The organism is Kosakonia sp. CFBP8986, assembly GCF_034044935.1.
GTDB classification, from domain to species: Bacteria; Pseudomonadota; Gammaproteobacteria; order Enterobacterales; family Enterobacteriaceae; genus Kosakonia; species Kosakonia cowanii.
In genome coordinates this window covers 286552-306192 of record NZ_JAXCXB010000004.1, presented here as the reverse complement: position 1 = coordinate 306192, position 19641 = coordinate 286552, and the positions used below count along the sequence as shown (strand labels likewise).

The window sequence follows — 19641 nt, the reverse complement described above, 5'->3', positions numbered from 1 at the left end:
GGACCGCATGGCGGTCAGCGAGGCGCAGCCAGCATCAGCGGATTTACGCTGGCGTGTATATAATGCTCAGGGTATGGGCTTCAGAGGTCGCTATGTTATTTATTTTTCGTGTCATCATCATCGTTATCTACTCCATTCTTGTCTCGATATTCGGCTCGATTTACTGCCTGTTCAGTCCAAGAAACCCAAAACATGTTGCCACCTTCGGCCATCTTTTTGGTCGCCTTGCGCCGGTGTGTGGGCTGAAAGTGGAAAGACGCCTGCCGCCGGGCGCGGATAAGTTCGGCAACGCCATCTATATTGCTAACCACCAGAACAACTACGATATGGTCACCGCCTCCAGCATTGTGCTGCCGCCGACGGTTACCGTGGGTAAAAAGAGCCTGCTGTGGATCCCGTTTTTTGGTCAACTCTACTGGCTGACCGGCAACCTGCTGATTGACCGCGATAACCGCGCCAAAGCGCACGGCACCATCGCGCAGGTGGTGAAGCAGATCCAGAAACGTAACATCTCGGTCTGGATGTTCCCGGAAGGGACGCGCAGCCGTGGTCGCGGCCTGCTGCCATTTAAAACCGGTGCGTTCCACGCCGCGATTGCAGCCGGTGTGCCGATTATTCCGGTCTGCGTCTCCACCACCTCGAATAAAGTGAATCTCAACCGCCTGAAGAATGGGCTGGTGATTGTTGAAATGCTGCCGCCGGTGGATGTTACGCAGTTCGGTAAAGATCAGGTTCGCCAGTTAGCGACCCACTGCCGCGAACTGATGGCGGCAAAAATCGAAGAGCTCGATAAAGAAGTGGCAGAACGCGAAGCCGCCGGTCGGGTATAAACGTCAGTTGTGAGCAAACCCGGAGGCACCCAGCCTCTGGCGTATTAAGTCAGTGTTACTCGGAGCAAATATGTCACTCAGTCGGCGTCAGTTTCTTCAGGCTTCCGGCCTTGCGCTATGTACCAGCGCAGTGCCGCTGAGGGCGAATGCTGCCGGGCAGCAACCGCCGCTGCCCGTTCCGCCGCTGCTGGAATCGCGGCGCGGACAGCCGCTTTTTATGACGCTCCAGCGCGCGCACTGGTCCTTTGTTAAAGGCACCCGCGCGCCAGTTTCCGGCATCAACGGTCGCTATCTCGGGCCGACCATCCGCGTGTGGAATGGCGATGACGTAAAGCTGATTTACAGCAACCGGCTGACGGAAAGCGTGGCGATGACCGTGAGCGGCCTGCAGGTGCCAGGCCCGCTGATGGGCGGCGCCGCGCGCATGATGAGCGCCAGCAATGACTGGGCACCAGTGCTGCCAATTCGCCAGAGCGCCGCGACATTGTGGTATCACGCCAACACGCCGAACCGCACCGCTGAGCAGGTCTATAGCGGCCTGGCGGGGATGTGGCTGGTGGAAGATGAGATCAGCAAAGCGCTGCCGATCCCCAATCACTACGGCGTGGATGACTTTCCGATCATCATTCAGGATAAGCGGCTGGATAACTTCGGTACGCCGGAGTACAGCGAGCCGGGCAGCGGTGGGTTTGTCGGCGATACGCTGATGGTCAACGGCGCGCAAAGCCCCTTTGTCGAAGTCTCCCGCGGCTGGGTGCGCCTGCGTCTGCTCAATGCCTCCAACTCCCGACGCTATCTGTTGCAGATGAGCGACGGCCGCGCCCTGCATGTAATCGCCGGTGATCAGGGCTTTCTGCCTGCGCCGGTGTCGGTCAAACAGCTCTCGCTGGCACCCGGTGAGCGGCGCGAAGTGCTGGTCGATATGACCAACGGGGATGAAGTTTCGATTACCTGCGGCGAAGCGGCGGGGATCATGGATCGGCTGCGCGGCCTGTTTGAGCCGTCTAGCATCCTTATCTCCACGCTGGTACTGACGTTGCGTCCTACCGGTCTGCTGCCGCTGGTGACGGATACCCTGCCGATGCGTCTGCTGCCGGCAGATCTGATGGCCGGTTCGCCGTCGCGCAGCCGGGACATGACCCTCGGTAGCGATCCGGGTATCAATGGCCAGCTGTGGGATCCACAGCGCATCGATGTGACCGCCCAGCAGGGCACCTGGGAGCGCTGGACGGTGCGCGCAGAGATGCCGCAGTCGTTCCATATTGAAGGCGCAATGTTTATGCTGCGCAGCGTCAACGGCGCACTGCCGTTCCCGGAAGATCGCGGCTGGAAAGATACCGTCTGGATCGACGGCCAGGTGGAACTGCTGGTGTGGTTTGGTCAACCTTCGTGGCCGCACTTCCCGTTCCAGTTCCAGAGCCAGACGCTGGAGATGGCCGATCGCGGCTCAGTCGGCCAGCTGCTGGTCAACCCCGCGCCGTAATTTCCTCCAACCCGGCGGCGCTCTGCCTGCCGGGTGCTGAAAAAACCTCCTTCTATTCCCCTACAAAGAGGGCGTATAATCGCCGCCCTTTGACTCCCTTTTTACCTTTTCTGGAAGCACGATGAGCGCACTCTCCCTGATCCAGCCGGATCGCGATCTTTTCTCTTGGCCGCAGTACTGGGCGGCCTGCTTCGGCCCCGCGCCTTTTCTGCCGATGTCGCGCGAAGAGATGGATGAACTCGGCTGGGACAGCTGCGACATCATCCTCGTGACCGGCGACGCCTATGTCGATCACCCGAGCTTCGGCATGGCGATCTGCGGAAGAATGCTGGAAGCGCAGGGCTTTCGCGTCGGTATCATCGCCCAGCCGGACTGGAGCAGCAAAACGGACTTTATGCGCCTCGGCAAACCGAACCTCTTTTTCGGCGTCACCGCCGGCAATATGGATTCGATGATCAACCGCTACACCGCCGATCGTAAGCTGCGCCACGACGATGCTTATACGCCGGATAACGTGGCCGGCAAGCGCCCGGATCGCGCGACGCTGGTTTATACCCAGCGCTGCAAAGAGGCGTGGAGAGAGGTGCCGGTGATCCTCGGCGGGATTGAGGCCAGCCTGCGCCGCACCGCCCATTATGACTACTGGTCTGATACCGTGCGCCGCTCGGTGTTGGTCGATTCGAAGGCGGATATGCTGATGTTCGGCAACGGCGAGCGCCCGCTGGTGGAAGTCGCGCACCGCCTTGCCGCCGGTGAGCCGATTGGCCAGATCCGCGATGTGCGCAATACGGCGATCATGGTGAAAGAAGCGCTGCCAGGCTGGAGCGGGGTGGATTCCACCCGCCTCGACACGCCGGGGAAGATCGATCCGATCCCCCATCCGTATGGCGAGGATCTGCCCTGTGCTGATAATAAACCCGTTGAGCCGCAGGCCGCGAAACGCGTGACCGTGCAGCCGCCGCGCCCGAAGCCGTGGGAAAAAACCTATGTGCTGCTCCCCTCTTACGAGAAGGTGAAAGCGGACAAAGTGCTCTATGCCCATGCGTCGCGCATTCTGCATCACGAAACTAACCCCGGCTGTGCCCGCGCGCTGCTGCAAAAGCATGGCGATCGCTATATCTGGATCAACCCGCCGGCCATTCCGCTCTCCACCGAAGAGATGGACAGCGTCTTTGCGCTGCCTTACCAGCGCGTGCCGCACCCGGCCTATGGCGAGAGCCGCATTCCGGCCTACGACATGATCCGCTTCTCGATTAACATTATGCGCGGCTGTTTCGGCGGTTGCTCCTTCTGCTCCATCACCGAGCATGAAGGGCGCATTATTCAGAGCCGCTCCGAGGATTCGATCATCAATGAGATCGAAGCGATTCGCGACACGGTGCCCGGTTTTACCGGGGTGATCTCCGATCTGGGCGGGCCAACGGCCAATATGTATATGCTGCGCTGCACCTCGCCGCGCGCCGAGCAGACCTGTCGACGCCTCTCCTGTGTCTATCCGGAGATCTGCCCGCATATGGACACCAACCATCAGCCGACCATCGATCTCTACCGGCGCGCCCGCGATCTGCGCGGCATCAAGAAGATCCTGATCGCCTCCGGCGTGCGGTACGACCTGGCGGTGGAAGATCCGCGCTATGTCAAAGAGCTGGCGACGCACCACGTTGGCGGCTATCTGAAGATAGCGCCGGAACATACTGAAGCGGGGCCGCTGTCGAAGATGATGAAGCCGGGTATGGGCAGCTATGACCGCTTTAAGCAGCTTTTCGACACCTACTCGAAGCAAGCGGGCAAAGAGCAGTATCTGATCCCCTACTTTATCTCTGCGCACCCCGGCACGCGTGATGAGGATATGGTGAACCTGGCGCTGTGGCTGAAGCGCCACCGTTTCCGTCTCGACCAGGTGCAGAACTTCTACCCGTCGCCGCTGGCCAACTCGACAACCATGTATTACACCGGCAAAAACCCGCTGTCGAAGATCGATTACAAAAGTGAAGAGGTGGTGGTGCCGAGAGGGGAGAAGCAGCGCCGCCTGCATAAAGCGCTGCTGCGCTACCACGATCCGGCCAACTGGCCGCTGCTGCGCCAGGCGCTTGAGGCGATGGGGAAAAAGCACCTGATTGGTTCCCGCCGCGAGTGCCTGGTGCCTGCGCCAACGATGGAGGAGATGCGCGAAGCGCGTCGCCAGAGCCGCAGCGCGCGACCGGCATTAACCAAACATACGCCGATTGCGCACCAGAGAAAAAAAGCGACGCGTTAAGATGGCCGGATGACCTCGTAGGCCGGATAAGGCGGAGCCGCCATCCGGCATCGGCGGTGAGAGTGCCGGATGGCGCTGGCGCTTATCCGGCCTACGCGTACTACTTAATTACCGGTCAACACTCTTTTAACCGCCGAACTGATCCGGGTCTGGCCCGAGGCGTTTGCCCTCGTCCAGTTTGGCGATTTCGCTCAGTTCATCTTTATCGAGGCGGAAATCCCAGACGTCGAAGTTCTCAACGATGCGCGCAGGGGTGACCGATTTCGGGATCACCACCAGACCGCTGTCGAGATGCCAGCGAATAACGATCTGCGCCGGGGTTTTGCCATATTTATCCGCCAGATCGCGAATGATTTTCTGATCGAAAACGCCTTCACCACCCTGTGCCAGCGGGCTCCAGGACTCAGTCTGGATCTTGTGCGTCGCGTTCCAGGCATGTAGCTGGCGCTGTTGCAGCAGCGGATGGAGTTCAATCTGGTTAATCACCGGAATGACGCTGGTTTCATCAATGAGCTTTTGCAGATGGTGGGTCTGGAAATTACAGACGCCGATACTCTTAATCAGTCCCTGCTGTTGCAGCTCAATCATCCCTTTCCAGGCCCCGACATAGTGATCGATTGCCGGAACCGGCCAGTGCATCAGATAGAGATCGACATAGTCGAGCTGAAGCTTCTCCAGGCTCTCTTTAAAGGCCTCGGCCGGACGTTTCTGATCGTCATTCCACAGCTTGGTGGTGATGAACAGCTCTTCACGCGGCACGCCCGCGCTGGCTAAGGCTTTACCAACACCCTCTTCGTTCTTGTAAGCCGCGGCGGTATCGATAGAGCGATAACCCACTTCCAGAGCTTTATGGATGGCGGTAACCACTTCCTCGTTGCTCGCTTTCCACACGCCAAGACCCAGTTGCGGCATCAGATTGCCGTCAGCGAGTTTAATCACCGTTGGATGTGTCATGCATTTCTCCTTTCGCTAGGCTTACTGGGACAGGCCCGGTAAGCTGGTTTGCATTAAGTGTGGTCGAAAAACCCAAAAACGAAAGCCGGGGTGGAGAAGCGCTTAGCGCGCGGCTTCGTAGATGCGGCGGCTCACATCCAGCGTAATATCCTGATGCTCGCCCAGCGCCGTCATGCCGTGCTCTTCCAGTTTAGCCAACAGCGCCGGAATGGAGCTGCCATCAAGGCCGTAGCCGGAAAGACGCGTCGGCACGCCCATACGCTCGAAGAAGTCGCGCGTGGCGGTAATTGCCGCGTCAATGCGCTCATCGTCGCTGCCTTCGGTGATATTCCATACGCGTGCGGCGTATTGCAGCAGTTTTTCGCGTTTGGTGTCGCGCTTCTCATTCCACAGCGCAGGCAGTACCACCGCCAGCGTTTGTGCGTGGTCCAGCCCGTGCATCGCCGTCAACTCATGGCCCAGCATATGGGTAGCCCAATCCTGCGGCACGCCCGCGCCAATCAGGCCGTTCAGCGCCTGGGTCGCCGCCCACATAACGTTGGCGCGCACGTTGTAATTCTCCGGCTCCTGCAACGCTTTCGGGCCATCTTCAACCAGCGTCAGCAGAATGCCTTCGGCGAAGCGATCCTGAATTTTGCCATCTACCGGATAAGTGACGTACTGCTCTACAGTATGGACAAAGGCGTCAACTACGCCATTCGCCACCTGACGCGGGGGCAGGGTGTAGGTGTAAACCGGATCGAGCACCGCGAAGACCGGCTGCACGAACGGAGAGTGGAACGCCTGCTTATCGCCGGTCGCTTTACGGGAAACCACCGCACCGGCGTTGGATTCAGAGCCGGTGGCCGGCAGCGTCAGCACGGAGCCCATCGGAATGGCGCTTTTGATCTCGCTACCGCGGGTTTGCAGGATATGCCAAGGATCGACGCCCTCGGCGTAGTGGGCAGCGGCTGCGATAAATTTGGTGCCATCCAGCACTGAACCGCCACCGACCGCCAGCAGGAAGGTGATCTGCTCATCGCGCACCAGCTGCACCGCTTTCATCAGCGTTTCGTAGGTCGGGTTCGGTTCAATACCGCTGAACTCGCGCACGTCCATTCCGTCCAGCGCGCTGTAAACCTGGTCAAGCACGCCGTTTTTCTTCACGCTGCCGCCGCCATAAGTGATCAGCACGCGGGCGTTGTCAGGGAGTTGCGCGCGCAGTTCGGCAATTGCGCCTTTGCCAAAAAGAATGCGGGTTGGGGTATGCAGATTAAAGTTATTCATTGCTCGTTCCCTTCTGATGAGGTGAAAAATCTGAGGCGGCAGGCCGCCCGATGCCGATCATTGTGGGCGCGGGGCTGCGCAGGCTCAATGCACATTCCTGCCGATGTCTTGCCTGTTTCTCTATCCGGCTGGAGAAATGTCACAAAAGTTTGCACACTAGAGCCGTTGAAACTGGCCGCCGGAGTGGCAAACCATGAACCGTGAAGCGATCTGCCTGCATCTGACTGAAAAAGTTAAGAGACTGAAAAATAATGAAAATAGATTGAGCGCGCTGCTGCCGGATATCCGCCTGCTCTATGGCACGCAGCCCGGCACCCGGACGCCGGTGATGTACCAGCCGGGGATCGTGTTTCTCTTTTCTGGCCATAAAATCGGGTATATCAACGAGCGCGTCTTTCGCTATGACACCAACGAATATCTGCTATTAACGGTGCCGCTGCCCTTCGAGTGTGAAACCTTTGCCACGCCGGAGGTGCCGCTGGCGGGCATTCGTCTTAATGTCGACATTTTGCAGTTGCAGGAGCTGCTGATGGATATTGGCGAAGATGAGCATTTTCGCCCGGAGAACGCCGCCAGCGGTATTAACTCGGCGGTGTTATCAGAGGAGATCCTCTGCGCGGCGGAGCGCCTGCTGGATGTGATGGAGCGCCCGCTGGATGCGCGCATTCTGGGCAAACAGATTATCCGCGAGATGCTTTACCACGTGCTGACCGGCCCGCGCGGCGGTGCGCTGCTGGCGCTGGTGAGCCGTCAGACCCACTTCAGCCTGATTAGCCGCGTCTTAAAGCGCATTGAGAGCCAGTACACCGAAAACCTCAGCGTCGACCAGTTAGCGGCAGAAGCGAACATGAGCGTCTCGGCGTTTCACCATAACTTCAAATCGGTGACCAGCACTTCGCCGCTGCAATACCTGAAAACCTACCGCTTGCATAAAGCGCGGATGCTGATGGTGCACGATGGCATGAAAGCGAGCGCGGCGGCGATGCGTGTCGGCTATGAGAGCCCATCGCAGTTTAGCCGCGAATTTAAGCGTTACTTCGGCGTGACGCCGGGAGAGGATTTGGCGCGCATTCGCACCATGCAGGGGGCATAACGGAGGCCCTCTTCGCGCGAAGAGGGCGGTAACTCAGGCGTTGCTGAACTTCTTCTTTAGCACGACAGTAACGGCGCCAATCAGGCCCACCACCAGCAGGAACAGCGGCAGCACCATTAAAAAGGTCATCACCTGGTCTTCGTGGCGTTTCACAAATGGGATCATGCTAATCGCGTAGCCGAGCGAGATCACCACGCCGACCCACAGCAGCGCGCTCAGCCAGTTGAAGAGCTGAAAGCGGCGGTTCGACAGGCCGGAGATACCGGCCATCGTTGGCAACAGGGTGCGGATAAAGGCCAGAAAACGCCCGGCCAGCAGCGCCAGCAGGCCGTGACGGTCAAACATGCAGGTGGCGCGCTCGTGATACTTCACCGGCAGCTGCGCCAGCCAGCTTTTCACAATACGCGTATTGCCCAGCCAGCGCCCCTGAACATAGCTCAGCCAGCAGCCGAGACTGGCGGCGGAGGTGAGGATCAGCAGCGTTGAGACAAAGTCCATGCAGCCGCGCGCAATCAGCGCCCCGGCGAGCAGCAGTAAGCTGTCGCCCGGTAAAAACGAGGCAGGAAGCAGGCCGTTCTCTAAAAAGAGCGTGGCAAACATCACGAGATAGACAACGCCGACAACGTGCGGATCGGCCAGCGCAGCAAAGTCGTGATGCCAGAGCGCAGCAATAATATCTTGAATAACAGCCATGGGCTTTCCTGTGGAACCGCGTAGAGGAGGCTATTGTACTCCACTTCGCCAAAAAGACCTCGATCCGGGGCGCAACAAAGGGAGAATAATCTTACTTTTTGCCCCGTTAATCATGGTTTACACGATGCGCTGAAAGCCTGCCACTAAATCACCGATAAGATCATCAACGTTTTCTAAACCAATGTGCAATCGGATCAGCGTGCCGTCGAAGTCGACACGGCCTTCCGGGCGAATAGCGGCGATGTGCTCAGGCTGGTTGGCGAGGATCAGTGATTCAAACCCGCCCCACGAATAGGCCATGCTGAAGAGCGAGAAATTATCGAGATAGTTGGCCAACTCTTCATTGTTTAAACGCTTGTTGAGCACAAAGGAGAAGAGGCCGCTGCTGCCGCTGAAATCCCGCTTCCAGTACTCATGCCCCTTACTGCCTGGCAGCGCCGGATGATTGACCTGCGCCACCTGCGGATGCGCCGCCAGCCATTCGGCGATCTTCAAGCTGCTTTCGTGATGCTGGCGTAAACGCACCCCCAGTGTGCGCAGGCCGCGGCTGGTCATATAGGCGGTATCCGCATCCAGCATCTGCCCCATCAGATAGGCGTTTTCCCGCAGTTGCTCCCAACAGCGGGCGTTTGCTACGGCGGTGCCGACCATCGCATCGGAGTGACCAATCAGATATTTGGTGCCCGCCTGAATGGAGATATCGATATCAAAATCCAGCGCCTTAAACAGCACGCCCGCCGCCCAGGTGTTGTCGATCATAATGATGGCCTCCGGCGCGACGCTACGCACCGCCTGCACGATGGCGGGAACATCATGCACTTCCATGGTGATGGAGCCGGGCGATTCGAGGAACACCACTTTGGTATTGGGTTGCACCAATTGCACGATGCTTGAGCCAATTAGCGGATCAAACCAGCTGGTGGTAACGCCCAGTTTAGCGAGGATTTTGGTGCTGAAATCTTGCGTCGGTTCGTAGGCGGTATTGGTCATCAATACATGATCGCCCTGTTCGACAAAGGCCAGGATGGTGTTTGCCACCGCTGCCGCGCCGCAGGGGAAGAGCGCACAACCGGCACCACCTTCCAGTTCACACATCGCCTCTTGCAGCGAGAAGTGGGTTAGCGTCCCGCGCCGTCCATAGAAAAGCTCGCCGTTGGCGCGGTTGCGCGTGGCGTGCTTTTTCGCTTCCACCGTTTCGAACACCAGGGAGGAGGCGCGCTGAATCACCGTATTCACCGAACCCTGAGTATACTTTTTGCTCCGCCCGGCGTTTACCAGCGCGGTATCAAGATGTTTCGCCGTCATGTCTGCTCAACCTGTTTTTATACGTCTGGATGTCCAGACTACCATGATTGCGAAATGATGCATCAGAGGCGGTGAATTTTTCTATAAAACCAGCAGACGCGCCGGTTTACTGCGTCAACGCAAGGAAATAGCCGGTTGTGTTGTGCACTATGTAAATACTAATGAGAACTACTATCAATTCGACGACTTTTTGCTATTATGGCGCAGTGTTTTTTGTGATTTGCGTCCCGGAGAAACAGAGTGGGTAATAATTTGATGCAGACGGATCTTTCCGTATGGGGTATGTATCAGCACGCCGATATCGTGGTGAAAATCGTGATGATCGGTCTGATTCTGGCGTCAGTCGTCACCTGGGCGCTTTTCTTCAGTAAAAGCGTTGAGATCCTCGGGCAAAAGCGCCGTCTCAAGCGTGAACAGCAGCAGCTGGCCGATGCCGGCTCGCTGGATCAGGCGACTGAGATTGCCTCGACATTCCACGCCCGCAGCCTGAGCGCGATGTTGATCAACGAAGCGCAGAACGAGCTGGAACTCTCCGCAGGCAGCGAAGATAACGAAGGCATTAAAGAGCGCACCGGTTTCCGCCTTGAGCGTCGCGTAGCGGCAACGGGCCGTCATATGGGGCGCGGCAATGGTTTCCTCGCCACCATCGGCGCGATTTCGCCCTTTATTGGTCTGTTTGGTACCGTCTGGGGCATCATGAACAGCTTTATCGGCATTGCGCAGACGCAAACCACTAACCTCGCGGTTGTCGCGCCGGGCATCGCTGAAGCGCTGCTGGCAACGGCTATCGGCCTGGTCGCCGCTATCCCGGCGGTCGTTATCTACAACATCTTTGCACGCATGATCGGTAACTATAAAGCCAACCTCGGCGATGTTGCTGCTCAGGTGCTGCTGCTGCAAAGCCGCGATCTGGATCTGGCTGCCAGCAACGCGCAGCCGGTTCGTACCACCCAGAAATTACGCGTAGGTTGATTGGCTATGGCAATGCGTCTTAATGAAAACCTCGACGATAATGGCGAAATGCACGAAATCAACGTCACGCCGTTTATCGACGTGATGCTGGTGCTGCTGATTATCTTTATGGTGGCCGCGCCGCTTGCTACCGTTGACGTTAAGGTCAATCTGCCTGCCTCTTCCAGCCAGCCGCAGCCGCGCCCGGAAAAACCGATTTATCTCTCCGTGAAGGCAGATAACAGCATGTTTATCGGCAACGATCCGGTGACGGAAGAGACGATGATCAACCAGCTGAACGCGGTGACCGAAGGGAAAAAGGATACCACCATCTTCTTCCGCGCTGATAAGACCGTTGATTACGAGACGATGATGAAAGTGATGGACAGCCTGCATCAGGCGGGCTATCTGAAGATCGGTCTGGTAGGGGAAGAGGTCGCGAAAGCGAAGTAACCCGCGAACGAGATAAAAAAAAGCTGGCCGGAGCCAGCTTTTTTTATGCCTGCTTAACTCAGGTGCTCACCACCCGTCACGCCATGCACTTCAGCGGTGACATAGCTCGACTCCTGGCTTGCCAGATAGACATAAACAGGTGCCAGCTCGGCTGGCTGACCGGCGCGTTTAAGCGGCGTCTGCTGGCCGAACTCCGGCAGTTTCTCCTGCGGCTGACCGCCGGAAATCTGCAGCGCGGTCCAGATTGGCCCTGGCGCAACACTGTTCACGCGAATGCCTTTCTCAGCGACCTGTTTCGCCAGCCCGCGGGTGTAGTTGAGAATAGCCGCTTTGGTCGAGGCGTAATCAAGCAGATGGGTGCTTGGTTGATAAGCCTGAATCGAAGAGGTAGTAATAATGCTACCCCCGCGCGGCATCAGCGGAATCGCCTCCTGGGTGATCCAGAAGAGCGCGAAAACGTTGACCTTATAGGTATAGATAAACTGCTCGCTGCTGAGGTCTGCAATATCCTCAATCGCGGTTTGCGTACCCGCTACCAGCGTCAGCACATCCAGGCCGCCAAGCTGCTCTTTCGCTGTATGCGGCAGAGAACGGGCAAATTCTTCATCGCTCAAATCGCCCGGGATCAGCACGGCTTTACGCCCGGCTGCTTCAATCTGCTCTTTCACCTGCTGCGCATCTTCCTCTTCGGCAGGAAGATAGTTGATAGCGACATCTGCGCCTTCGCGGGCATAGGCAATCGCCGCCGCGCGACCAATACCGGAGTCGCCGCCGGTCACTAACGCTTTACGACCTTTCAGCCGCCCGCTGCCGACATAGCTCTTTTCACCGCAATCGGGAACCGGTTCCATTTTCGCCTGCACGCCGGGGAAGGGCTGCTTCTGCTTAGGATATTCACCGGTGTAGTACTGGGTGGTCGGATCCTGGATTTTTGTCTGGTCAGTTGCCATTAAGTATCCTCCATATCGGTTGCTTAGACCTTAAGGATAGAAGTTCACGCTGACTTCGCAGGCAAATTCAGGATTTTCTTTATCGCGGAGGGTTACTTCCCTTTGCTGCTCGCTTTGGCTGGCTTTTCTTTCACCGCAACTGCCACCGCCTGCACCGTCGAGGTGCGGTATATGCCTTCGCTCAGTTTGCGGCTCCAGCGCAGTGTCGCGCTCTCACGGCTCACCAGGTGCTGATAGTTCGCCTCAAGCCGGCCCATGATCTTTTCGCGCAGCTCAGGGTGCTGTTCGATAATGGCGGCAATGGCAGCGCCGTAAATCTCCTCTTTCACCTGCAGGGGGTAGATTTCACGGCGGTTTTGCCACTTCAACCGCACCAGTGCCGCCGGAATAGAAACTAAATCCTGGGCAATGCGTTGAATCGTCTCGTTTTTACTCTGCACCAGCGCATCGATATTTTGCTTTAAGATAAATTCGTCGCTTTTGCTTTCGCTGTAATTGATATAGACGTTATTATTTTCAATTTCAGCCACGTTATTCATCCCCAAGTTTATAAAAGATTGGCTCATCTTTTTCGCGGGTAATCAGATTAAGCCAAATCTCATTACCAGCGTCGTTAATAGTTTGCGTCTTATCGGAAATTATTTTGCTCAGAGTCTGAGCATCAATCTCACCTTCGGCTTGCAAATCATTAAGTAAACGCGCAAAGGTTTCAATTTTCACGACCCGGAATAGGCGCTCTTTAATATGACGATCGTGCTCTTCAAGCAGCATATTACGCGATTGGCCGCTGCGGCTGGCGTTGGCTAATATATTTTGCGCATGCTCAGAAAGTGGGCCGATATCCTGAGGAAAATCAGGCTCTTTTCCCTCTGGTGCTGCCCCGGTTTCAACGGCAGAAAGATGAAAGCGTGCCGGGACAAGGTTCTCGGGAAGCATTTCTATTATCCTTTACTATTTAACAGGGGAGAGAATATTAAGGGGCGAGGTTCGTTGACAATATCATGAGGCAATTTTAAAATCAAAAAAAAGGAGTCTGCCGATGGACAGTATTTTGTATTCTGTTATTACTTTATTGCTGCTAACGGGCGGCGTTTTATTATTGATGCATGAGTACAATAAAAAGACTCCCCTTAGTGAAATTAATGAGCAAGCACCACAGTTAACGCCGCTGTCAAAAGAAGAGGGCGAAGATCATTTTTCGACGTTAATGAACGCGATTACCCCAGAGTGGTACTGGCGCGTTAACCATGAATATATCGATTTTTTGCAAGCGACGATTAAGCGCATGAAGATGGCGGAGATAAATAACACGCCCGGTTTATTTGAAGCGCAGCGTCGTTGCAGCGATCTCAATTCCGCCGTGTATAAGTATTACGACAACATTAAAAAACGCTGCGTCAATGGCGAAAAAGTCTCGCCGAGCGATCTGGATGTGCTCAACCTGCGCCAGTGTTTCCATGAGTTCAGCACCGAAGCTTACCCTGCGCTGGTTGTGCTGATTTGGCCGGAGAACCAGCGTCCGTGGGTTAACCCCGCCGAGGTGTAGTTAAGTCAGCCGGAGTGTTGCAAAAGGCTGACGGTGTCAGGCTATACTGAGCGCCGGTTTAGCTATCTGACGAGACACTACGGAACATGGAACGCTTTCTGGAAAACGCAATGTACGCTTCGCGCTGGTTGCTCGCCCCGGTCTACTTTGGCCTCTCTCTTGCTCTCCTGGCGCTGGCCATCAAATTCTTCCAGGAGATTATTCACGTTATTCCTAACATCTTCTCGCTGGCAGAAGCGGATCTGATCCTCACGCTGCTGTCGCTGGTGGATATGACGCTGGTCGGCGGTCTGTTGGTGATGGTGATGTTTTCCGGCTATGAAAACTTTGTTTCGCAGCTGGATATTGGCCCGCACAAAGAGAAGCTGAGCTGGCTGGGGAAAATGGATGCCACCTCGTTGAAAAACAAAGTGGCGGCGTCGATTGTCGCCATCTCGTCGATTCACCTGCTGCGCGTCTTTATGGATGCGAGGAACGTGCCGGATAACAAACTGATGTGGTACGTGATTATCCACCTGACGTTTGTGCTCTCCGCGTTTGTGATGGGCTATCTGGATCGTTTAACCCGCGGCAAGCATTGATTTTTGGTGGAGCCTGGGCCGGATAAGCGCAGCGCCCTCCGGCAAACTGCGCCTCCCGCACGTCACTTCTATTTATCCGATGATGCCTGCCACAGGTTCAGCTCCCCGTCGGCCACATGCTTATCAATTTGCGCCAGCTCATCGGCGCTAAAGCTCAGGTTATTTAACGCCTGCACATTCTCCTCCAGCTGCTCCGGGCGGCTGGCACCAATCAATACCGATGTCACTCGGCTATCTTTCAACAGCCAGCTTAACGCCATCTGCGCCATTGACTGCCCACGGCGTTCGGCCATCTCATTAAGCAGACGCAGGCTGGCGAGATTACTCTCGGTCAGCATCTTCTCCGTCAGGCCGCGCACTTTTTTGCCTTCGCGCTGCATGCGCGACCCTTCAGGAATACCGTTGAGATATTTGCCCGTCAGCAAACCCTGTGCCAGCGGCGTAAAGGCGATACAGCCGACGCCGTTCTCCTCAAGCGCGTCTAAAAGCCCGGTGTTATCGACCCAGCGATTGAGGATGTTGTAAGAGGGTTGATGGATAAGCAGCGGCACTTTCCACTCGCGCAGTAGCGCGGCCATCTGCTGCGTACGCTCTGTCGAATAGGAGGATATGCCAACGTAGAGCGCTTTGCCACTCTGCACCGCCTGCGCGAGCGCGGCAGCGGTCTCCTCCATCGGTGTTTTCTCATCCACGCGGTGGGAATAGAAGATATCGACATAGTCGACGCCCAGACGCTTAAGGCTCTGATCGAGGCTGGCGAGCAGATACTTGCGCGAGCCGCCGGAGCCATACGGGCCAGGCCACATATCGTAGCCCGCTTTGGTGGAGATAATCAGTTCATCGCGGTAGGGGGCAAAATCGTCGCGCAGCAGGCGACCAAAATTCTCCTCCGCGCTGCCGGCAGGCGGCCCATAGTTATTGGCTAAATCGAAGTGGGTGATTCCCAGGTCGAACGCTTTACGCAGCAGCGCGCGCTGCGCATCCAGTGCGTTGACGTGACCAAAGCTGTGCCACAAACCGAGCGACAGGGCGGGCAGTTGCAGACCGCTCTTGCCGCAGTAACGATACTGCATCTGTTCATAACGCTGAGGGTTGGCGAAGCCGGGCATGATCTCTCCTCTCGTATCTGGCGGTGCCTGATGGTTTTGAAACGACGTTTCTATCTTACGTGCGATAGCCTGTCAGCAAAAGCTTCGCTGAGCGGAAGGTAAACAGAGGCCACAAATAATGTTCTGTGTGAGCCTTACACTGCTGCTTAATTCTCTTCATGCGTGGCTTAAATCTGCGAAAATTCCTGGAGAGCGAGGGTAAAAAGCCGCAACCCTTTTTCCTGCCAGCATCGCCAAAAGGCGGTGAAATATAAGAAGAAGCGATGGCATTACGCGTAATAAAAATGAGCTTAGTATCACGACGGTCAGCCCGCGTGACGGCAGGGCGCATGGTTATTAGGTTTTTGCGTTGATAACGGCGCGTAAAGTCTTGCGGGCAGGGTTCTCAAATAAGCACCTCAAAACGCACTGTTATTAATTGTTGAGTGCTTTTATGAGGCGAGTTAAATAAATTAAATTCGTCGAGAGTTGTTGGTTTTTCGTTATTAATAATTTTATAAAATTATGGGTTTTAATATTTTAAGCAAACAAATTTTTATTTTTATACCAATAAATTCAAACTGTGTCAGCTATCCCCTTTATTCTTATTTTTCATATTATCTCTTTTTGATCAAGGACTTAGATTTGTTGTGTAAACGCGTTTGCGCAACAAAAAGTTAGCAGAATAACCATTTAATAGGTGACAAAATTTGTGATGGCCATAAAAAAAAGAGGCCTCTTTTTTACATAAATATTTTAAACCGACCATACAACTTCCCAAACGCGTGCCGATAAAAGTGATAACTCTCGCCCGCAGGCGAGGGTCTACCTTCACCGCAAGGATTAAAATTATGAATATGCTTCGTAACTTCACTATACGCGCCGTGTTGCTGGTGATCCTCGGGATCTTCAGCGTGCTGTGGTCTGGCGTCGGTCTGTATAGCGTTTCTTCTTTGTCAAAAGTTGCCGACGGTAATGAAGTCGACCGCCAGTTGGTGACGCAAATGACGCTTCTGAGCCAGGGCAATGATCAATACTTTCGCTTTGTGACACGGCTCAGCCGCGTGATGGAGGCCAAAGCGGCGGGGGGAACGCCGGACATGGCACCCGCGCAGCAGGCGCTGGATAACATGGCAAAACGCCTTGCTGACTTCAAAGCCGTTTCGCCTGGGCCGATGGATCCGAAAGTCTCCGAACAGGTGATCGCTGGCTGGCAGGCGCTGCTGGAGCAGGGCATCAACCCGCAGATGCAGCTGGCGCAGCAGGGCTCACCGGAAGCCTACCGTGCGCAGGCCAATAACGTTACGCCTGGTCTGAGCCGCAACTTTGGCGTCGCGACCGAGAGCTTCAATAAAGCCGCTGGCGTAATGCTGGATGAGACCCGCGTAATGGTCGATCACCAGACCAGCACCACCCGCGCAGCAATCATCGTTGCGATGGTACTGGGCCTGCTGATCCTGCTGTTTACGGATCGCTACCTGGTGACCATGCTGGTCAAACCGCTGAACCGTATTCGCGCGCACTTCAAACTGATGGCGCAGGGCGATCTCAGCCAGCCGCTGGAAGATATGGGGCGCAACTGCGTAGGCCAGGTGATCCCACTGCTGTTAGCGATGCAGGATAGCCTGCGCGAAGCGGTAAGCAGTATCCGCCACGGCAGTGAAAACATCTGGCGTGGCGCGACCGAGATCTCCACCGGCAATAACGACCTCTCCTCGCGTACCGAAGAGCAGGCCGCCGCGCTGGAAGAGACCGCCGCCAGTATGGAAGAGTTGACCGCCACGGTGAAACTGAACGCCGATAACGCCAGTCAGGCGAGCGAGCTGGCGGAAGTCGCCTCGGTCACCGCCAGCAAAGGCGGCGCGCTGGTGAAAGAGGTGATCAGCACGATGGATGGTATCTCCGGCAGTTCGAAGAAGATTGCCGAAATCACCACCGTGATTAACAGCATCGCTTTCCAGACCAATATTCTCGCCCTTAACGCGGCGGTAGAAGCGGCACGTGCCGGTGAACAGGGCCGTGGTTTTGCGGTGGTGGCTGGCGAAGTGCGTAACCTCGCCAGCCGCAGTGCCGGCGCGGCAAAAGAGATTGAAACCCTGATTGCCGACTCCGTCTCGCGCGTTGAGAAAGGGGCGAGGCTGGTTAACGACACCGGTACCACGATGGAAGGCATTCTGCGCGCCGTGCGTGAAGTGACCACCATTATGAAAGAGATTGCCGCCGCCTCTGCCGAGCAGAGCAAAGGGATCTCGCAGGTGGGCGTGGCCATCACGCAGATGGATAACGTTACCCAGCAGAACGCCTCGCTGGTTGAGCAGGTATCGGCTGCCGCCGCTGCGCTGGAGCGTCAGACCGAAGAGTTGCAGCGTTCGGTACAGCAGTTCCGTTTGACCCGTGAAGAGGAGCATAAACCCACCGCTGCCAAACTGGTGAAACCCGATATGAGCCGTGGCACTGCCCGCAAACCCGGCGCATCGTCCGATGAGTGGGTCGCGTTCTAATCCTGTAACAGCGCGCCTCAGGGATGGGGCGCGTCAGTGATCATCTGCGTCACCAGGGAAAGGTTACCGATGCTGGCTTCGCTGGCACGGTAAAACTTACTCTTATCAATCAGTAACAGCGACTGCTGCGCCCGGCGCAGCAGTGCCGATTTAAACGCCGCGTTATGGCGTGTGGAATCCCACATCTCACCGTTGCCATCAATCCCCTCGCAGGAAAAGATAAACAGATCGATCTCCAGCGGTTTAAGCAGGCTGGCGAGTGCCGGATTAACGTAGCAGCGCTCACCGCGCGCCAGCCGACCGCCGGAGCAGATAAGCTCGCTGTGCTGGCGACGGGCCATCACTTCGCATACCGGCAAACTGTTGGTAAACACCGTCAGCGGAATATCCGGAAGTTGTCGCGCCAGGTGAAAGCAGGTTGAACTGGCATCCAGTGCCAGGGTCATGCCAGCCTCCACCCAGTTCAGCGCATGACGGGCGATATCGGCTTTATCCGCATAGTGGCTTTTTAAGCGAGCACGAAAGGGTTCGCTGCCGTCTGCCAGCGTGCGTGCGCGACCGTGTCGGCGAATGATTTTGCCCTGCATCTGCAGGGCATTGAGATCGCGGCGAATGGTCTCCACGCTGACGGCAAGCTCAGCGGCGAGCGCGGCGGTAGTGACCGACTGCTGGCTCTTCAGAAGCTGCACAATCACCTGCTGGCGTGCCGTCTTTATCATTCCCTTACGCGCCGCGTTTATCTTCGGTTTGCGTATCAAAGTCGCTGGCGTCGTGGCGCTCATGCAGCTGCTCATTCGCCGGGCCGAAGGTGCGGTTAACCATGCGGCCGCGCTTCACTGCCGGGCGTTCAGCGATCGCTTTCGCCCAGCGCTGGACGTTTTTGTAGCTGCCCGCGTCAAGGAACTCCGCCGCATCATAGACATTGCCCAGCACCACGTTGCCGTACCATGGCCAGATCGCCATATCGGCAATGGTGTACTCATCGCCCGCGACAAATTGATGTTCCGCCAGCTGCTTATCCAGCACGTCGAGCTGGCGCTTGGCCTCCATGGTGAAGCGGTTGATAGCGTATTCGATCTTCACCGGCGCATAGCTATAGAAGTGACCAAAGCCGCCGCCGAGGAACGGCGCGGAGCCCTGCAACCAAAAGAGCCAGTTCAGCGTTTCGGTACGTGCGGCGAGATCGCGCGGCAGAAAATGACCAAACTTCTCTGCCAGATAGAGCAGGATATTGCCCGATTCAAACACGCGGGTCGGCGGGGTGGTGCTGTGGTCGAGCAGCGCCGGGATTTTCGAGTTCGGGTTCACCTCGACGAAACCGCTGGAGAATTGATCCCCTTCACCGATGCGGATCAGCCACGCGTCATACTCCGCTTCAGAGACGCCTTTCGCCAGCAGCTCTTCAAGCATAATCGTCACTTTCTGGCCGTTTGGCGTACCGAGGGAGTAGAGCTGCAACGGATGTTTGCCCGTCGGCAGCGCCTTTTCATGGGTGGCACCGGAAACCGGGCGGTTGATATTGGCAAACGCGCCGCCGCCGGATTGATCCCACGTCCACACCTTCGGGGGTTGATAGTTGTCTGACATAGCGTTTCCCTCTCTGTGATGTTTGATGTTGTCGGGCTACATGCCTTGCAGTGTAGCAGTCGCCTTTCGCGAGGATACACCACAATCCGGGCGGAAAAGAGTG

General features: G+C 56.4%; 19 protein-coding genes. 9 read left to right on the top strand and 10 right to left on the bottom strand.

From position 1 onward, the window contains the following. The first annotated feature begins 92 nt into the window (after positions 1-92). The 3 genes from SOM48_RS10970 (at position 93) to SOM48_RS10960 (ending at position 4570) form a co-directional block, all read left to right on the top strand. Positions 93-830, top strand: a complete 738-nt coding sequence (locus SOM48_RS10970) for a 1-acylglycerol-3-phosphate O-acyltransferase (RefSeq protein ID WP_128482093.1) — start codon at positions 93-95, stop codon at positions 828-830. A gap of 70 nt (positions 831-900) precedes the next feature. After that, positions 901-2313 carry a cell division protein FtsP gene (ftsP, locus tag SOM48_RS10965; RefSeq protein WP_042718004.1) on the top strand — a complete coding sequence of 471 codons (1413 nt, stop codon included), beginning with the start codon at positions 901-903 and terminating at the stop codon, positions 2311-2313. A 121-nt stretch (positions 2314-2434) separates the two neighbouring features. Further along, the gene (locus SOM48_RS10960) at positions 2435-4570 is read left to right on the top strand and encodes a YgiQ family radical SAM protein (RefSeq protein WP_312199220.1); all 2136 of its coding nucleotides are present in this window, start codon (positions 2435-2437) and stop codon (positions 4568-4570) included. A 126-nt stretch (positions 4571-4696) separates the two neighbouring features. On the opposite strand, the gene dkgA is transcribed toward SOM48_RS10960, so the two are convergent. Then, positions 4697-5524 (bottom strand): 2,5-didehydrogluconate reductase DkgA, encoded by an 828-nt coding sequence (gene dkgA / locus SOM48_RS10955; RefSeq protein WP_320511923.1) that lies wholly within the window; start codon positions 5522-5524, stop codon positions 4697-4699. 102 nt (positions 5525-5626) lie between these two features. Next, positions 5627-6790, bottom strand: coding sequence for an alcohol dehydrogenase (yqhD, locus tag SOM48_RS10950; RefSeq protein ID WP_094422117.1), 1164 nt, complete (start codon positions 6788-6790; stop codon positions 5627-5629). 193 nt (positions 6791-6983) lie between these two features. Here yqhD and SOM48_RS10945 point away from each other — a divergent pair, with 193 nt between their 5' ends. After that, entirely contained in the window at positions 6984-7883 is a 900-nt protein-coding gene (locus tag SOM48_RS10945) for an AraC family transcriptional regulator (RefSeq protein ID WP_023480896.1), read from the top strand. Between the two features lie 33 nt (positions 7884-7916). Here SOM48_RS10945 and SOM48_RS10940 read toward each other — a convergent pair whose 3' ends face one another. Both SOM48_RS10940 and metC read right to left on the bottom strand, forming a co-directional pair. Continuing rightward, complete coding sequence (locus SOM48_RS10940; protein WP_042718012.1) at positions 7917-8576, bottom strand: DedA family protein; 660 nt, start codon at positions 8574-8576, stop codon at positions 7917-7919. 117 nt (positions 8577-8693) lie between these two features. Beyond that, the gene (gene metC / locus SOM48_RS10935) at positions 8694-9881 is read right to left on the bottom strand and encodes a cystathionine beta-lyase (RefSeq protein WP_054803384.1); all 1188 of its coding nucleotides are present in this window, start codon (positions 9879-9881) and stop codon (positions 8694-8696) included. Positions 9882-10121: 240 nt separating this feature from the next. On the opposite strand from metC, the gene exbB reads away from it, so the two are divergent. Both exbB and exbD read left to right on the top strand, forming a co-directional pair. Further along, positions 10122-10853 carry a tol-pal system-associated acyl-CoA thioesterase gene (gene exbB / locus SOM48_RS10930; RefSeq protein WP_320511922.1) on the top strand — a complete coding sequence of 244 codons (732 nt, stop codon included), beginning with the start codon at positions 10122-10124 and terminating at the stop codon, positions 10851-10853. A 6-nt stretch (positions 10854-10859) separates the two neighbouring features. Next, the gene (gene exbD / locus SOM48_RS10925) at positions 10860-11285 is read left to right on the top strand and encodes a TonB system transport protein ExbD (RefSeq protein WP_042718016.1); all 426 of its coding nucleotides are present in this window, start codon (positions 10860-10862) and stop codon (positions 11283-11285) included. Positions 11286-11338: 53 nt separating this feature from the next. Here exbD and SOM48_RS10920 read toward each other — a convergent pair whose 3' ends face one another. From SOM48_RS10920 to SOM48_RS10910, 3 genes are all read right to left on the bottom strand, one after another. Continuing rightward, entirely contained in the window at positions 11339-12235 is an 897-nt protein-coding gene (locus SOM48_RS10920) for an SDR family oxidoreductase (protein ID WP_076769217.1), read from the bottom strand. A gap of 92 nt (positions 12236-12327) precedes the next feature. After that, positions 12328-12765: a cytoplasmic protein gene (locus SOM48_RS10915; RefSeq protein WP_258185146.1), complete on the bottom strand. Its 438-nt coding sequence runs from the start codon at positions 12763-12765 to the stop codon at positions 12328-12330. Position 12766: 1 nt separating this feature from the next. Further along, positions 12767-13171, bottom strand: a complete 405-nt coding sequence (locus tag SOM48_RS10910; RefSeq protein ID WP_094422107.1) for a hypothetical protein — start codon at positions 13169-13171, stop codon at positions 12767-12769. Positions 13172-13274: 103 nt separating this feature from the next. Between SOM48_RS10910 and SOM48_RS10905 the strand changes: the two genes are divergently transcribed. Further along, positions 13275-13781: an ESA_00282 family adhesion-associated protein gene (locus SOM48_RS10905; protein ID WP_042718021.1), complete on the top strand. Its 507-nt coding sequence runs from the start codon at positions 13275-13277 to the stop codon at positions 13779-13781. A gap of 86 nt (positions 13782-13867) precedes the next feature. Then, positions 13868-14362, top strand: coding sequence for a TIGR00645 family protein (locus SOM48_RS10900; RefSeq protein ID WP_023480998.1), 495 nt, complete (start codon positions 13868-13870; stop codon positions 14360-14362). A 68-nt stretch (positions 14363-14430) separates the two neighbouring features. On the opposite strand, the gene SOM48_RS10895 is transcribed toward SOM48_RS10900, so the two are convergent. Then, the gene (locus SOM48_RS10895) at positions 14431-15471 is read right to left on the bottom strand and encodes an aldo/keto reductase (RefSeq protein ID WP_023480944.1); all 1041 of its coding nucleotides are present in this window, start codon (positions 15469-15471) and stop codon (positions 14431-14433) included. An 830-nt stretch (positions 15472-16301) separates the two neighbouring features. On the opposite strand from SOM48_RS10895, the gene SOM48_RS10890 reads away from it, so the two are divergent. Then, positions 16302-17951 (top strand): methyl-accepting chemotaxis protein, encoded by a 1650-nt coding sequence (locus SOM48_RS10890; protein ID WP_139567175.1) that lies wholly within the window; start codon positions 16302-16304, stop codon positions 17949-17951. Positions 17952-17968: 17 nt separating this feature from the next. Here the strand turns inward: SOM48_RS10890 and fucR are convergent, their stop codons facing one another. Together fucR and yghU are read right to left on the bottom strand one after the other, a co-directional pair. Next, entirely contained in the window at positions 17969-18667 is a 699-nt protein-coding gene (gene fucR / locus SOM48_RS10885) for an L-fucose operon activator (RefSeq protein WP_289743912.1), read from the bottom strand. Positions 18668-18674: 7 nt separating this feature from the next. Then, the gene (gene yghU / locus SOM48_RS10880) at positions 18675-19538 is read right to left on the bottom strand and encodes a glutathione-dependent disulfide-bond oxidoreductase (RefSeq protein ID WP_289743714.1); all 864 of its coding nucleotides are present in this window, start codon (positions 19536-19538) and stop codon (positions 18675-18677) included. Positions 19539-19641: the final 103 nt, after the last annotated feature.